General features: G+C 59.0%; 11 protein-coding genes and 1 CRISPR repeat array. Of the genes, 6 read left to right on the plus strand and 5 right to left on the minus strand.

The features are described from left to right. Positions 1 to 95 precede the first annotated feature (95 nt). The 3 genes from cas9 to cas2 are packed head-to-tail and all read left to right on the plus strand — an operon-like array spanning position 96 to position 4,693. On the plus strand, positions 96 to 3,437 hold the full coding sequence (gene cas9 / locus S7S_RS04675) for a type II CRISPR RNA-guided endonuclease Cas9 (RefSeq protein ID WP_008738269.1): 3,342 nt from the start codon (positions 96 to 98) through the stop codon (positions 3,435 to 3,437). Positions 3,438 to 3,442: 5 nt separating this feature from the next. Further along, positions 3,443 to 4,354: a type II CRISPR-associated endonuclease Cas1 gene (gene cas1 / locus S7S_RS04680; RefSeq protein ID WP_008738262.1), complete on the plus strand. Its 912-nt coding sequence runs from the start codon at positions 3,443 to 3,445 to the stop codon at positions 4,352 to 4,354. Positions 4,355 to 4,384: 30 nt separating this feature from the next. After that, the gene (cas2, locus tag S7S_RS04685) at positions 4,385 to 4,693 is read left to right on the plus strand and encodes a CRISPR-associated endonuclease Cas2 (RefSeq protein WP_274544714.1); all 309 of its coding nucleotides are present in this window, start codon (positions 4,385 to 4,387) and stop codon (positions 4,691 to 4,693) included. A gap of 68 nt (positions 4,694 to 4,761) precedes the next feature. Then, positions 4,762 to 7,415: direct repeats of the CRISPR family, unit length 37 nt; unit sequence GATGCTATCGAACTTTCCGATGGTGGGGAATCGGAAC. Positions 7,416 to 7,443: 28 nt separating this feature from the next. On the opposite strand, the gene S7S_RS04690 is transcribed toward cas2, so the two are convergent. The 5 genes from S7S_RS04690 to S7S_RS04710 form a co-directional block, all read right to left on the minus strand. Then, positions 7,444 to 7,872 carry a host attachment protein gene (locus S7S_RS04690; RefSeq protein WP_008739463.1) on the minus strand — a complete coding sequence of 143 codons (429 nt, stop codon included), beginning with the start codon at positions 7,870 to 7,872 and terminating at the stop codon, positions 7,444 to 7,446. 61 nt (positions 7,873 to 7,933) lie between these two features. Then, the gene (locus tag S7S_RS04695; RefSeq protein WP_008739464.1) at positions 7,934 to 8,656 is read right to left on the minus strand and encodes an SGNH/GDSL hydrolase family protein; all 723 of its coding nucleotides are present in this window, start codon (positions 8,654 to 8,656) and stop codon (positions 7,934 to 7,936) included. Between the two features lie 3 nt (positions 8,657 to 8,659). Further along, positions 8,660 to 10,261 carry a phytoene desaturase family protein gene (locus S7S_RS04700; RefSeq protein ID WP_008739466.1) on the minus strand — a complete coding sequence of 534 codons (1,602 nt, stop codon included), beginning with the start codon at positions 10,259 to 10,261 and terminating at the stop codon, positions 8,660 to 8,662. Between the two features lie 22 nt (positions 10,262 to 10,283). Beyond that, positions 10,284 to 10,874: a TetR/AcrR family transcriptional regulator gene (locus S7S_RS04705; protein ID WP_008739468.1), complete on the minus strand. Its 591-nt coding sequence runs from the start codon at positions 10,872 to 10,874 to the stop codon at positions 10,284 to 10,286. 94 nt (positions 10,875 to 10,968) lie between these two features. Next, positions 10,969 to 12,006: an NADP(H)-dependent aldo-keto reductase gene (locus tag S7S_RS04710; RefSeq protein ID WP_008739470.1), complete on the minus strand. Its 1,038-nt coding sequence runs from the start codon at positions 12,004 to 12,006 to the stop codon at positions 10,969 to 10,971. A gap of 174 nt (positions 12,007 to 12,180) precedes the next feature. On the opposite strand from S7S_RS04710, the gene S7S_RS04715 reads away from it, so the two are divergent. From S7S_RS04715 to rpsI, 3 genes are all read left to right on the plus strand, one after another. After that, a complete protein-coding gene (locus S7S_RS04715; protein WP_008739481.1) occupies positions 12,181 to 13,665 on the plus strand; it encodes a carotenoid oxygenase family protein in 1,485 nt (494 codons plus the stop codon). A 146-nt stretch (positions 13,666 to 13,811) separates the two neighbouring features. Next, on the plus strand, positions 13,812 to 14,240 hold the full coding sequence (gene rplM / locus S7S_RS04720; protein WP_008739483.1) for a 50S ribosomal protein L13: 429 nt from the start codon (positions 13,812 to 13,814) through the stop codon (positions 14,238 to 14,240). 10 nt (positions 14,241 to 14,250) lie between these two features. Beyond that, positions 14,251 to 14,646, plus strand: coding sequence for a 30S ribosomal protein S9 (rpsI, locus tag S7S_RS04725; protein ID WP_008739491.1), 396 nt, complete (start codon positions 14,251 to 14,253; stop codon positions 14,644 to 14,646). Positions 14,647 to 14,812: the final 166 nt, after the last annotated feature.

Here is a 14,812-nt window from a genome sequence, read left to right on the forward strand (position 1 = left end):
TCGATACCGTTGGGACTCTAGGCGAACATGCTACCACTGTCAATCGCCTTATTTCCGGGATCAAACAATTTGTAATTGAGTTGAAGGAACCAATCATGCGTTATCGTGTGGGGCTTGATTTGGGAACCGCGTCCGTGGGCGCTGCGGTATTTTCCATGGATGAGCAAGGCAATCCGATGGAGCTGATCTGGCATTACGAGCGCCTTTTCTCAGAGCCTCTTGTGCCGGACATGGGGCAACTTAAGCCCAAGAAAGCTGCACGACGTTTGGCTAGGCAGCAGCGCCGCCAGATTGATCGTCGTGCGTCGCGCTTGCGCCGTATAGCAATCGTATCGCGACGCCTTGGTATTGCCCCCGGTAGAAATGATTCTGGTGTGCATGGGAATGATGTACCCACACTGCGTGCTATGGCGGTTAATGAGCGCATTGAGCTTGGCCAGTTGCGCGCTGTGTTACTGAGAATGGGTAAGAAGCGTGGTTATGGCGGCACTTTCAAGGCCGTTCGTAAGGTGGGGGAGGCAGGTGAGGTCGCTAGCGGCGCATCGCGACTGGAAGAAGAGATGGTTGCTTTAGCCTCTGTGCAGAACAAAGACTCGGTGACGGTTGGTGAATATCTTGCCGCGCGTGTTGAGCACGGGTTGCCAAGCAAGCTGAAAGTGGCCGCAAACAATGAATATTACGCTCCGGAGTATGCACTATTTAGGCAATATCTGGGGCTGCCTGCGATCAAAGGGAGACCTGACTGCCTGCCAAACATGTATGCATTGCGTCATCAGATTGAACATGAGTTTGAGCGTATATGGGCAACACAATCCCAGTTCCATGACGTAATGAAAGATCATGGAGTAAAGGAAGAAATCAGGAACGCGATTTTCTTTCAGCGCCCTCTCAAATCACCGGCAGACAAGGTCGGTCGCTGTTCTCTGCAAACCAACCTGCCGCGTGCGCCACGGGCACAAATAGCGGCTCAGAATTTCCGTATTGAAAAGCAGATGGCGGATCTTCGTTGGGGTATGGGGCGCCGAGCGGAGATGTTGAATGACCACCAGAAGGCTGTCATTCGTGAACTGTTGAACCAGCAGAAAGAACTCTCCTTCAGAAAGATCTACAAGGAGCTTGAGAGGGCCGGCTGCCCCGGCCCGGAAGGCAAGGGCCTGAATATGGATCGTGCCGCCTTAGGCGGCCGCGACGATCTTTCCGGTAATACTACGCTCGCGGCTTGGCGCAAGCTGGGTCTGGAGGATCGCTGGCAAGAATTGGACGAAGTAACGCAAATTCAGGTGATCAATTTTCTTGCGGACCTCGGCTCACCGGAACAACTGGATACGGATGACTGGTCATGCCGATTCATGGGAAAAAACGGTAGGCCACGCAATTTTTCTGATGAATTTGTTGCTTTCATGAATGAGCTGAGAATGACAGATGGATTCGACCGGCTTTCGAAAATGGGGTTTGAGGGTGGCAGGTCGAGTTACTCAATCAAAGCACTGAAAGCACTCACCGAGTGGATGATTGCGCCCCATTGGCGAGAAACACCAGAGACGCATCGGGTTGATGAAGAGGCAGCGATACGGGAATGTTATCCGGAGTCGCTGGCTACGCCCGCACAAGGTGGCCGACAAAGCAAGCTGGAGCCGCCTCCGTTAACGGGTAATGAAGTCGTCGATGTTGCCCTGCGCCAGGTGCGTCACACTATCAATATGATGATTGACGACCTGGGGTCTGTGCCTGCGCAGATCGTGGTTGAAATGGCACGGGAGATGAAGGGCGGCGTCACCCGGCGTAATGATATCGAGAAGCAGAACAAGCGTTTTGCCAGCGAGCGTAAGAAGGCTGCGCAAAGCATTGAGGAGAATGGTAAAACTCCGACACCTGCCCGAATTCTGCGTTATCAGCTGTGGATAGAGCAAGGGCACCAGTGTCCCTACTGTGAATCCAATATCAGTCTTGAGCAGGCGTTGAGCGGCGCATATACAAACTTTGAGCATATTCTACCCCGCACCCTGACACAGATAGGGCGCAAGCGCTCGGAGCTCGTGCTGGCCCATAGGGAGTGTAACGACGAGAAGGGCAACAGGACGCCGTATCAGGCATTTGGCCATGACGACAGGCGGTGGCGAATTGTTGAACAGCGTGCCAATGCATTGCCGAAGAAAAGCTCGCGCAAGACGCGGCTGCTATTGCTCAAGGATTTTGAAGGCGAAGCACTGACCGATGAGTCCATTGACGAGTTTGCAGATCGTCAACTACATGAAAGCTCGTGGCTTGCCAAGGTTACAACTCAGTGGCTTTCATCACTTGGTAGTGATGTATACGTATCGCGTGGATCGCTAACTGCGGAGTTGCGCAGGCGCTGGGGGCTAGACACGGTTATTCCACAGGTGCGCTTTGAATCAGGCATGCCGGTTGTCGACGAGGAGGGGGCGGAGATCACCCCAGAGGAGTTCGAGAAATTCCGACTTCAATGGGAGGGGCATCGCGTTACCCGTGAAATGCGTACAGACCGTCGTCCGGATAAACGTATAGATCATCGCCACCACCTAGTTGACGCCATTGTTACAGCTCTTACCTCAAGGTCTCTCTATCAGCAGTATGCCAAAGCGTGGAAGGTTGCTGATGAGAAGCAGCGTCATGGCCGTGTTGATGTAAAAGTTGAGCTTCCGATGCCCATTCTGACGATACGGGATATAGCGCTGGAGGCGGTTCGTTCTGTGAGAATTAGCCATAAGCCTGACCGGTATCCGGACGGTAGATTCTTTGAGGCTACCGCTTATGGTATTGCGCAGAGATTAGACGAGAGATCAGGTGAAAAGGTGGATTGGCTTGTTTCACGAAAATCTCTGACGGACCTGGCTCCAGAAAAGAAGTCTATAGATGTAGATAAAGTGAGAGCGAATATTTCCCGAATTGTTGGAGAGGCGATTCGATTGCATATTTCAAATATTTTTGAGAAGCGAGTTTCGAAAGGCATGACGCCACAGCAGGCACTACGTGAGCCGATTGAGTTCCAGGGAAATATTCTCAGGAAAGTGCGGTGTTTCTACAGCAAGGCAGATGACTGCGTTCGGATTGAACATAGTAGTCGCCGAGGGCATCACTACAAAATGCTTCTCAATGATGGTTTCGCATATATGGAAGTTCCCTGCAAAGAAGGGATTCTGTATGGCGTACCAAATCTCGTGAGGCCAAGCGAAGCGGTTGGAATTAAGAGGGCGCCTGAATCCGGAGATTTTATTCGATTTTATAAGGGAGACACCGTCAAGAATATCAAGACGGGTAGAGTGTACACGATTAAACAGATTCTCGGCGACGGAGGAGGTAAGTTGATCCTTACGCCAGTGACTGAGACTAAGCCGGCTGATTTACTTAGTGCAAAATGGGGACGTTTGAAGGTTGGTGGGCGCAACATACATTTGTTAAGGCTCTGCGCAGAGTAACATGCATGTCGGAGCAGCACATTCTCCTTGTTGAAAGCCCGTGCGCACTGAATATTCACCTTGAGTGCCTTAAGGTTTCACGCAAAGGTATGGAGCCTTTAAGGCTCCTGCCTTCTGATATTGCAGTGCTATGTCTGCACCATCATACGGTGCAATTATCGGTTCATGTGTTGCGAAAGCTGACAGAGGCGGGTGCCGCTATTCTGGTGACGGATGATCGTCACCAGCCCGCAGGATTAATGTTGCAGGATTACGGCCGTCCTAATGCGGTGGTTAGGCTGCGTCAACAGATCGCATTGGAACAGAGCGGCCAGGACAGGCTGGTCTGGCAGCAGCTGGTTTCATGGAAGCTGCGTACGCAAAGTAGGCTTCTCGGCAAGTTGGAGCGAAGATCTACCGCCCGGCTTGCGCGCTTGGCCGAGGCTGTAGAGCCGGGCGATGCTGGCCACCTCGAAGGCCAAGGTGCCAGGCTCTATTGGCGTGATCTTTTTGATGTGCCTTTTAAGCGCCAGAAACGTGGTGCAGAAGACCCGATTAACACCCGCCTCAATTTTGGTTATGCGCTACTTCGATCGTTGGTGGCGCGTGAGCTGGCATTCGCGGCATTGCGGCCGGAAATTGGCGTTGGGCATCGAAGCACGGAGAATCCTTTCAATCTGGCGGATGACTTCCTTGAGCCATACCGTTTCCTAGTAGATGAGATTGTGGTGTCTTATCCTCCTGATGAAAATTCAGAGTTTGATGCGCAGAGCAGGAAGCGCCTGATTTCCGATCTTTTTGAGCAAACGGTCTGCTTGAATGGGCAGGATTTCCGATTACCAGCGGCGATTCGCAAGACGGTAGCGAGCTATCTTCGAATTCTGGAAGCAGGAGGGGGTGGGCGCAGACGCAAGCTGGAGCTGCCGGAGTGCCCGTAATGCAACATGGCAATCAATGGGTGGAGAGTCATGTGGTTAATCGCCGTATACGACTGCCCCATGACCACGCCGGAAGCCCGGCATGATTACACGGTATTTCGCAAGCGCTTGCTGAATCATGCGTTCATACAGGTTCAGTATTCCCTGTATGTGCGTCATTTTCCGACCATGGCAGCTGCCGAGGCCATGATTCAGCGTCTTAAGCACCAGATTCCCCCTGGGGCCAAGGTGGCCTTCATGCTCATGACGGACAAGCAGTACGGTATGACGCGAGAATTTCTTGGGCCAAGGCCTTACCAGCACCGGCCGGATGCTCCAGAGCAGATTATGCTGATCTAGCAGATCACTTCGAATCATTGCTTTAGGTAAAGAAAACCCCAACTCCATCAAGGAGTTGGAGTGATTCAGATGCTATCGAACTTTCCGATGGTGGGGAATCGGAACATGCGGGTCCGCGTGCTGGCCGGACAGTTCGATGCTATCGAACTTTCCGATGGTGGGGAATCGGAACCATCAGCATGGAGCGCAGGCCGTACTGCTCGATGCTATCGAACTTTCCGATGGTGGGGAATCGGAACATGCGGAGTACGACATCTATCCGCCAGGTGGATGCTATCGAACTTTCCGATGGTGGGGAATCGGAACTATGTGGCAGGAGCAGATGGACCGTCTCCAGATGCTATCGAACTTTCCGATGGTGGGGAATCGGAACGGTGAATGGGGTCACATCGCCTCCCTGAACGATGCTATCGAACTTTCCGATGGTGGGGAATCGGAACACCATGACCACGCTGGTGGCAGCTCTGCGAGATGCTATCGAACTTTCCGATGGTGGGGAATCGGAACCTGGTGAAGCACATCCTTGCCACTCATGAGGATGCTATCGAACTTTCCGATGGTGGGGAATCGGAACGGTGACGCTTGACGGTATCGAGGTTTCCTGGATGCTATCGAACTTTCCGATGGTGGGGAATCGGAACGATGTAATCCTGATCGATTAGCGCCGGAATGATGCTATCGAACTTTCCGATGGTGGGGAATCGGAACGTACGGGCATTTGATTGGAGAGCCAACTGGGATGCTATCGAACTTTCCGATGGTGGGGAATCGGAACACACACAGCCGCACAGCTGCGCCAGCGAGTGATGCTATCGAACTTTCCGATGGTGGGGAATCGGAACGTGCAGGATCTGATACAGCGGATGCTCAACGATGCTATCGAACTTTCCGATGGTGGGGAATCGGAACAAGGGGGCATTGAATGCCGGCAACTCACCCGATGCTATCGAACTTTCCGATGGTGGGGAATCGGAACCCCTCAATGATGTTGTTGAACACCCGCTCAGATGCTATCGAACTTTCCGATGGTGGGGAATCGGAACCGGAGCCGTAATCGTTCCTATACACCGACCGATGCTATCGAACTTTCCGATGGTGGGGAATCGGAACGTGCTGGCTGCGCGGGTTGATTCGATTATTGATGCTATCGAACTTTCCGATGGTGGGGAATCGGAACGGTCAACGAGTGCTGCATTCTAATTGCATCGATGCTATCGAACTTTCCGATGGTGGGGAATCGGAACTGGGCGAAGCCACGGCCGCCTGCCTGGAAAGATGCTATCGAACTTTCCGATGGTGGGGAATCGGAACGGCCCTGAGCGTCGGGTCGCGCCGGTTCGGGATGCTATCGAACTTTCCGATGGTGGGGAATCGGAACCTGCGGCGTGAGGCTGCCCTGCGGGCTGATGATGCTATCGAACTTTCCGATGGTGGGGAATCGGAACCGCGACAGGAGCAGGTTGTGGCCCTGGTCCGATGCTATCGAACTTTCCGATGGTGGGGAATCGGAACATGCAGGAGGGCGTCACGCAGGAGCGCGACGATGCTATCGAACTTTCCGATGGTGGGGAATCGGAACCAAGGAGCGCGTCGATGAATCCGGCGTCACGATGCTATCGAACTTTCCGATGGTGGGGAATCGGAACGGAACAGCGAGCAGACCGAGGCGCGCGTGCGATGCTATCGAACTTTCCGATGGTGGGGAATCGGAACCGCGACAGGAGCAGGTTGTGGCCCTGGTCCGATGCTATCGAACTTTCCGATGGTGGGGAATCGGAACGGTATCCTCCATCTCCCGCTCCTCCTCCTCGGATGCTATCGAACTTTCCGATGGTGGGGAATCGGAACAGGCGTGCGAACGTGGTCGCGGTCATGCTGGATGCTATCGAACTTTCCGATGGTGGGGAATCGGAACTCATCTTCTTCTACCTCGTTGACGAAGGATGATGCTATCGAACTTTCCGATGGTGGGGAATCGGAACGGAACAGCGAGCAGACCGAGGCGCGCGTGCGATGCTATCGAACTTTCCGATGGTGGGGAATCGGAACGGAACAGCGAGCAGACCGAGGCGCGCGTGCGATGCTATCGAACTTTCCGATGGTGGGGAATCGGAACCCCAGAACATAAGCGCCTGGCTGATATCTGGATGCTATCGAACTTTCCGATGGTGGGGAATCGGAACCGCGACAGGAGCAGGTTGTGGCCCTGGTCCGATGCTATCGAACTTTCCGATGGTGGGGAATCGGAACGGTATCCTCCATCTCCCGCTCCTCCTCCTCGGATGCTATCGAACTTTCCGATGGTGGGGAATCGGAACAGCAGTTTCTGCAACATTCGGCAAGCCGAAGGATGCTATCGAACTTTCCGATGGTGGGGAATCGGAACCAGGTATTCGATGTATCCGTACAGGCCATGCGATGCTATCGAACTTTCCGATGGTGGGGAATCGGAACCGAGCAGATCAAGTTCACGAGCAACGACAGGATGCTATCGAACTTTCCGATGGTGGGGAATCGGAACCTCAATCGTGTTCTGGCTCTCGGATCGCCTGATGCTATCGAACTTTCCGATGGTGGGGAATCGGAACGCGGCACCGTGCACGGCGGACGAGAAAATAGATGCTATCGAACTTTCCGATGGTGGGGAATCGGAACTTCAGATCGAGGATGGTGCGCTCGGCCCGCGATGCTATCGAACTTTCCGATGGTGGGGAATCGGAACTTCAAGCAGCAACATTCGCTCTGGTAGCTCAGTTAAACAAATACTCCCTAATCCGACTTTCCTCTTCCATCACCAGATTCTTCTGCACATTCTTCTCCACCATCTTGCCCAGTTGACTGTTCATGCTGTGCCGCATGGCGCCAAGAAACGCGGGTGGGGCCACGAGCATCAGTGCGGCGAACTTTTGCTGATTGCGGCCTGCGTCCAGTTTCTCGCAGATTTCCCGCGCGAAGGCATGCTGCTGCTGATCCCGTACGTCTGGCGGCTCCATCGCGCTGCGGCTTTCATCTGCGCTTTCGAAAACGCGGCCTGGGCGGTCGCTGTAGATGTCCTGAGTGCGCAGGCGGGCTTCCGGAAAACTCAGCTCGGTGACGGGGGTAAGTGGCTGGACGCGATTACAGGCGTAAAAGATACGAGCGTGGGTACTGTCGGCGACGACGATCCAGGTTTTCTCCATGGCGGCCTCCGTGGTGGGGTGGCAGGGATGACAGGTCGCCGGTGGCGGCCTGCCGCCTTCCTCACTGGTCAGACTGGCGCAACGGGAAAAGTTTCTCAATCAGTTGTCCGGCCAGCGATGCGCCCATGAGCTGATAGCCGGTGGCGGATGGGTGATAGCCGTCCCGTGCGAGCAGGTCAGGATGGGCCAGGTCGCCGTAGGGCAGGTAGGGGCAGCCAGTGTCGCGGCACACGTCCTGAAGCGCCTGGTCCAGTTGCCGGGCGCGCAGGCCGATGACGTAGCGCAATGGCTGGGGCAAGGCGGTAAAGCGCGACATCGGTGGCACGGGGGTGAAGCAGACGCTCGCGTGAGGCGTCAGCGTGCGGATCAGGGCATGCAGGTCGGCGCGCCAGCGCCGCAGCGGTGTCAGGGCGGTGGTGTCGTTCACGCCCATCATCACCAGGATAAGGTCTGGCGCGGTGTCGTCTGCGGGCAACGGCTGCGCGAGCAGGCCGTGCAGGCGCAGGCCGTTGGTGCCGTGGCAATGCCAGTGCACGGCGCGGCCGGTGTGGTGTGACAGGGGCGTGGCGATGGCCGGGCCGAGGCCGTCGTGCTGGTGTGTGACGCCCACGCCGGCCACGGGGGATTCGCCGATGATCAGCAGCCGCAGTGCCGGCTCGCCGGTGCCGCGGGTCGCCTGTTGTGGCCCGTCGGCCTCAGGCAGGCGTGGTGTGTCACGGCGTGTGCGGCGCGCCTGGTACAGCAGCCAGGGCGCCAGTAACGCAAACAGCAGCCAGAAGCGCACGGTTCAGCCGACGAACATGCGCTTGGCCAGGGGCAGGCCGCGCCAGCCGCTGATGGCCAGGGTGGTGAGCAGGCCGCTGATCAGGCCGCCGGCGACGCCGCAGGTCATGATGTCCTGGCCGGTGAGGTACAGGCCGGGGATGTCGGTCTTCGGGCGCAGCCAGTCCTGTTTGAAGCGCGACGGGTCGTGGTTGAGGCCGTAGATTTCGCCGTGGGTGTAGCGGCAGAAATAGTCGGTGGAAAGCGGGGTGGAGAGTTCGTAGTAATCCACCTTGCCGCGCAGGTGCGGCATTTTCTCGAACAGTTTTTCCAGCAGCCGCTGGGCATAGGCTTCTTTTTTGGCTTCGTAATCCTCGCCACGTTTCCCCCAGGTCTTGTCGGCCCAGGCGGCGTACCACTCGTGTGGCCCGAGGCCCACAATCTCGATGGTGGCGCGGCCGGGATAGCGGCGGCTGAAATCCGGGTCCTTGGCGGACGGGAAGGAAATATAGGTGAGCGGCAGGTCGGTGTTGTCCGGGTCTTTCAGGAAGGCGTCCAGGTGCTGCTCGTACTGCTCGCCGGGATAAATCCAGAAGTTGGTTTTCGGCAGTCTGAGATTTTCTGCTGTGTCGCGCAGGCCGATGTACAGGCACACGCTGGCCATGGAGCGCTGCACACCGTGCAGGCGTTGGCGGTAGGGCACGCTTTCTGCGCCGTCGGGCAGCAGGCTGCCGAAGGTGTTGAACACGCCAGCGTTGCTGATCACCAGTGGTGCGTGGATGTCCTCGCCGTCGGCCATGCGCACGCCGGCGGCACGGTCGGATTCGATCAATATCTGCTGCACGTCGGCGTAGGTGAAGACATCGCCGCCGCCTTCCTGGATCACCGGAATGATGGTGGCGGCCATGCGTGAGGCGCCGCCGATGGGGTAGTAGCCGCCGTACAGATAATGCCGCGCGATCAGGGCATGGATCAGGAAGCTGGACTGTGCCGGTGGCAGGCCGTTGTCACCCCACTGGCCGGTCAGGGCGGCGATCAGTGTCTGGTTTCGGGTGAGCTGGCTGAGCACGTCACGGGTCGGTTGGTTGAAAAACGCGGGCTGGCGGCGTTGCAGCGGTTTCGCCAGCATCTTCGGCAGCAGTTTGCCGATCGTGTAGCCGCGCATCGCATCGGCGACCTGGGAAAGATAGTCCAGGTAGGTATCGATGGCCTGTTCTTCGCCGGGGAATTCGCGCTTGAGGGCAGCGGCGAAATTGGCCGGGCCGGCGACCAGGTCGATTTGCCGGTCGCCGATGAACAGGCGGTCGTAGCTGGCGTCCATCGGCGCCCATGTGAGTTGGCCACGGGTGACGTAGTCGAACAGCCTGCGTGTCAGGGTGTGCGGTGCGCCCACGTCGCCGATGTAATGCACGCCGACATCCCATTCGTACCCGTTGCGTTCATAGCTGTGGGTGAAGCCGCCGGCGGTGTAGTGCTGTTCGAAGACGGCCACCTTGCGGCCCATGCGGCTGAGCAGGGCGGCTGTGGTCAGGCCGCCGATGCCGGAGCCGATCACGATGGCGTCGTAGGGGCCGTTCAGGCGGCTGGCGCGGTAGCGTTTGCCGATGCGCAGGGTGCTGGGTTGCATGGATATCTCTCCCGGATTGTTGTTATCGCGCCGTGCCGTCGAGCAGCAGGGCGCCGAGTTGGGCGGCCAGCAGATCAGGCATGGCCTGCTGGCCGAGATGCCCGTCGATACACAGTAATGACAGGCCGTGGACCAGTGCCCAGGCGGCGGCGGTCAGTTGTGGAACGGGTTGGTCGTCGCGCAGGTAGCCGGCATCACGGGCACGGCAGATGGTGTGCTCCAGCACGGCAAAGGCGGCCCGGCCTGCGTCGTCGAGGCGGGAATGCACGCCCCGGGGCAGCACACCGCCGCCGAACATCAGCCGGTAGCGGTTCGGATGCCGGTGCGCGAAGTGGACATAGGCGACGCCGATGCCGATCAGCGCGTCACGGGGCGGCTCAGTGGGGACCTCGTGCAGTGCGGCCGCCAGTTGCCGGAAACCGTCGGCGGCCAGTTCGGCCAGCAGGGTTTCGCGGTCGCTGAAATGGCGGTACAGCGCGGGCGGGGTCACGCCGAGCTGGCGTGCCAGGGCCCGCAGGCTGATGGCGGCATCGCCGTGCTCGTCCAGCACGGTGCGCGCGGTATCGCGGGCCTGCTGGGCAAGGTCGCCATGGTGGTACTGGTCGCGGGGCATGCGCCCTCCGTGCGATAAGTTAACGGCGTTAACATTGCACTTCATTGCCAGGAGGGTCAAGAGGGCTGGCGCCCGGAAGCAGGCGCCATGGGGTTCAGGGGGCGGGGTAGGTGTGTTCGGCGTGGATGGCGTCGATGGCCTGTTCGAGTGCCTTGTCGAGCGGCACGTTGAGGCTGCCCAGGTTTTCCTCGAGTTGTGCCAGGCTCGTGGCGCCGATGATGTTGCTGGTCACAAACGGCCGGCTGGTGACGTATTGCAGCGCCATTTGGGTCAGTGACAGGCCGTGTTCCCGGGCCAGGGCCTGGTAGCGCTCGGTGGCCTTCAGGCTGGAGGCGTTGGTGTAGCGCGAGAACTGTTTGAACAGGGTCAGGCGGGCGCCTTCCGGCTGCTGGCCATTCAGGTACTTGCCGCTGAGCAGGCCGAAGGCGAGCGGTGAATAGGCCAGCAGGCCGAGCTGTTCGCGGTGCGCCACTTCGGCCAGGCCCACCTCGAAGCTGCGGTTGAGCAGCGAGTAGGGGTTCTGGATGGATGCCGGCCGTGGGGCGCCCAGCCGGTCGGCTTCATGCAGGTAGGTCATGGCGCCCCAGGCGCTCTCGTTGGACAGGCCGTAGTGGCGGATCTTGCCCTGTTTGATCAGGTCGTTGAGCACCTCGATGGTTTCTGCGATCGGGATCGCCTGTTCGTCGTCGCGGTGGCGGTAGCCCAGGCGGCCGAAGAAATTGGTGCTGCGTTCTGGCCAGTGCATCTGGTACAGGTCGATGACATCGGTCTGCAGGCGCCGCAGGCTGCCTTCCACCGCCTGGGTGATGTGCTCGCGGTTCAGCCGCGGGCCGCCGCGGATGTGGGTCATCCAGTCGCCGGGGCCGGTGGCCTTGGTGGCCAGCACGATGTCGTCGCGCCTGCCGGTGCGGGCGAGCCAGTTGCCGATGATGGTTTCGGTCTTGCCGGCGGTCTCGGCCGACGAGGGCACGGCGTACATTTCTGCCGTATCGAAGAAGTTGATGCCGTGTGACACCGCCAGGTCCATCTGGGCGAAAGCGTCGTCCTGTGTGTTCTGGTTGCCCCAGGTCATGGTGCCCAGGCACAGCGCGCTGACCTTGAGGTCGGTGCGGCCGAGTTGGCGGTATTCCATGCTGCACTCCCATTACTGCGATAAGCGTGATGCGATGAGCGGTCGATGATAGCGGCGGCTCCCTCGGGCTGCCATGCAGGCGCGAACAGGCAATGATTTTATGTATAGCGCCCTTGCGGGCGTGGGCTCAGGTGGCCTATATCGGGGTGAATGCAATGGTTGCGGGAGGCGGATATGGCGCGTTCAGTCGTCACGGAAGCGGTCGCGCTGGAAGGCCGCGCCCCACAGGGCTGGTCCGAGCCAAGGCTGGCTCATGTAGGTGGGTTCACGGCGCTGGAAGAGGAGCTGGATTATCGCATCGGCACGGCCGAGATACGTGGCCGCGTACCGGCGTCGGTGCGTGGCACTTTTTTTCGCATCGGGCCGGGTCGTAACAGCCTGGGCGGGCAGAAATTTGGCCATTGGTTCGACGGCGACGGCATGCTGCACGCGCTCACCTTCACCGACGAAGGGGCCTGGTATCGCAACCGCTATGTGCGTACGCCCAAGTATGTGCGCGAGACAGCGGCGCAACAGGTGCGCTGCCGCAGCTTCGGGCACAACGCACCGGGCGGCTGGCTGAAGAACATTGGCCGGCCGCCGGCCAATTGCGCCAATACCAGCATGGTCTGGCACGGTGACCGTCTGCTGGCGCTCTGGGAAGGTGGCCGTCCCTGGGAAGTGGACCCGGTGTCGCTGGCGACGGTGGGGGAGTGTGATTACGGCGGCCGTCTGCGCCCGTGGGAGCCGTTCAGCGCCCATGGCAGCGTGCATCCGAATGGCTGCTACTACAATCACGGCGTCTCGATGGGGCTGACCGGGCCGCGCATTAATCTGTACGAGGTCAGCCCGGCGGGCCGGTTGCAGCGCAAGTCGCATTTCCGCATAGACCGGCTGGCATTCGTCCACGACGCCGGTATGTCGGCGCGCTACAAGGTGTTCCTGGTGCATCCGCTCGGGCTGGGCAACCCGCTGCCCTTCATGCTGGGCCTGAAGGCCTTTGACGAGTGCGTTGAGTTCCGCCCGGAGTGGGGCATGAAGGCCTACGTGGTGTCGCTGGAAACCCTGGCGGTGGAGCGGGTCTTCGAGCTGCCCCCGTTTGCCGTGTTTCACCTGGGTAACTGCCGCGAGCGCGGCGATGAACTGGTGCTGGAACTGGTGCGGTTCGAGGATTATGCCGTGGCCGAGGCGCTGCGCAACGTATTCACCTGCGACGCCTCACAGGGCGGGCAGCCCTGGCAGCTGCGCCTGAACCTGCGCACGGGCCAGGTGGCCGGGCAACCCCTGCCGATGGCGGCGAGCTGTGAATTCCCGCAATGGGACCTGCGTTACAGTGCGGGCGAAAGCCGCTATCTGTACTCGGCCGCCATCGCCGACAACGGCACGCCGGGCTTCTTCAACGCCATTCAGCGGCTGGATACCGAAACCGGCGCGGTGACGCTGCATGACCTGGGGCCGGGCCGCTTCACCTCCGAGGCGGTGTTCGTGGCCGAGGGACAGGCCGAGGGCGACGGATATCTGTGTGCGGTGGTGTATGATGCGCGCAATCACCGCAGTGAAGTGCTGCTGCTGGATGCCCGCAGTGCAGCGCTGGAGGAAGTGGCGGCGGTGCCGCTGCGTCACCACGTGCCGTTCGGCTTCCACTGCGGCTATACTTCACGGGCTTTCCTGCCCGCCTGAGACAGCCTGCATGACCCTGCCCGGAACCCCGCCAAAGCGCTTGTTTTACACGGGGTGCTTGGGTAGAATTCGCGCTCTCTTGCCCGGTGGTCGGCCACCGGTGGGTCGTATTTACCCGTAAACTCCTGAATTTGGGAAAGAATTTCATGAAAACCTTCAGCGCCAAACCGGACAGCGTAAAGCGCGACTGGTATGTGGTGGACGCTTCCGGCAAAACGCTGGGCCGCCTGGCCAGCGAAATTGCCACGCGTCTGCGCGGCAAGCACAAGCCGGAATACACACCGCACGTTGACACCGGTGATTACATCGTTGTGATCAACGCTGAAAAGATCGGTGTTACTGGCAAGAAAGCCAGCGACAAGATGTACTACCGCCACAGTGGCTTCCCGGGTGGTATCAAGGAAGCCAACTTCGAAACCCTGATTGCCAAAAAGCCGGAGCAAGTGCTGGAGCTGGCCGTGAAAGGCATGATGCCGCGCACCCCGCTGGGTCGCGCCATGCTGGGCAAGCTGAAGGTGTATGCCGGCGGCGAACATCCTCACACTGCGCAGCAGCCGCAGTCACTGGACATCTAAGGGGTAACTGATGGCAACTGCAGCAAGCAACTACGGCACTGGCCGCCGCAAGACCTCCTCGGCGCGTGTGTTCCTGCGCCAGGGCAATGGCCAGATCGTCGTCAACGGTCGTCCGCTGGACGAGTACTTCGGCCGCGAAACCGCCCGCATGGTGGTGCGTCAGCCGCTGGAACTGGTGGAAATGACCGAGCGTTTCGACATCCTGGTCACGGTTGAAGGTGGTGGCACCACCGGTCAGGCCGGCGCCATCCGTCACGGTATCACCCGTGCGCTGATCGAATATGATGAAGCGCTGCGTTCGTCGCTGCGTCGCGCCGGGTATGTGACCCGCGATGCCCGCGAAGTCGAGCGGAAGAAAATCGGCCTGCACAAAGCGCGCAAGCGTCCGCAGTTCTCCAAGCGTTAATACGCTGCGTGTGGCCCAAAAAGCCCAGTCCTTTGGCTGGGCTTTTTTTATGGTCAAATCAGCCATTTATCGCCGCTCTGACGGCCTGAATCCGGTTGTCAGTACCGGGCTTTTTCTTTACCATTTGCGGCGCCTTATTCCGCCCGGAACGTAGGGTCTTTCATCC

This window comes from Isoalcanivorax pacificus W11-5, from assembly GCF_000299335.2.
In the GTDB taxonomy this organism is placed as follows: Bacteria; Pseudomonadota; Gammaproteobacteria; order Pseudomonadales; family Alcanivoracaceae; genus Isoalcanivorax; species Isoalcanivorax pacificus.

Excerpts from the sequence above, each read along its gene's own strand:
- cas9 (WP_008738269.1), top strand. The coding sequence starts at position 96 with ATGCGTTATCGTGTGGGGCTTGATTTGGGAACCGCGTCCGTGGGCGCT.
- cas1 (WP_008738262.1), top strand. The coding sequence starts at position 3,443 with ATGTCGGAGCAGCACATTCTCCTTGTTGAAAGCCCGTGCGCACTGAAT.
- cas2 (WP_274544714.1), top strand. The coding sequence starts at position 4,385 with ATGTGGTTAATCGCCGTATACGACTGCCCCATGACCACGCCGGAAGCC.
- S7S_RS04690 (WP_008739463.1), bottom strand. The coding sequence starts at position 7,872 with ATGGAGAAAACCTGGATCGTCGTCGCCGACAGTACCCACGCTCGTATC.
- S7S_RS04700 (WP_008739466.1), bottom strand. The coding sequence starts at position 10,261 with ATGCAACCCAGCACCCTGCGCATCGGCAAACGCTACCGCGCCAGCCGC.
- S7S_RS04705 (WP_008739468.1), bottom strand. The coding sequence starts at position 10,874 with ATGCCCCGCGACCAGTACCACCATGGCGACCTTGCCCAGCAGGCCCGC.
- S7S_RS04710 (WP_008739470.1), bottom strand. The coding sequence starts at position 12,006 with ATGGAATACCGCCAACTCGGCCGCACCGACCTCAAGGTCAGCGCGCTG.
- S7S_RS04715 (WP_008739481.1), top strand. The coding sequence starts at position 12,181 with ATGGCGCGTTCAGTCGTCACGGAAGCGGTCGCGCTGGAAGGCCGCGCC.
- rplM (WP_008739483.1), top strand. The coding sequence starts at position 13,812 with ATGAAAACCTTCAGCGCCAAACCGGACAGCGTAAAGCGCGACTGGTAT.
- rpsI (WP_008739491.1), top strand. The coding sequence starts at position 14,251 with ATGGCAACTGCAGCAAGCAACTACGGCACTGGCCGCCGCAAGACCTCC.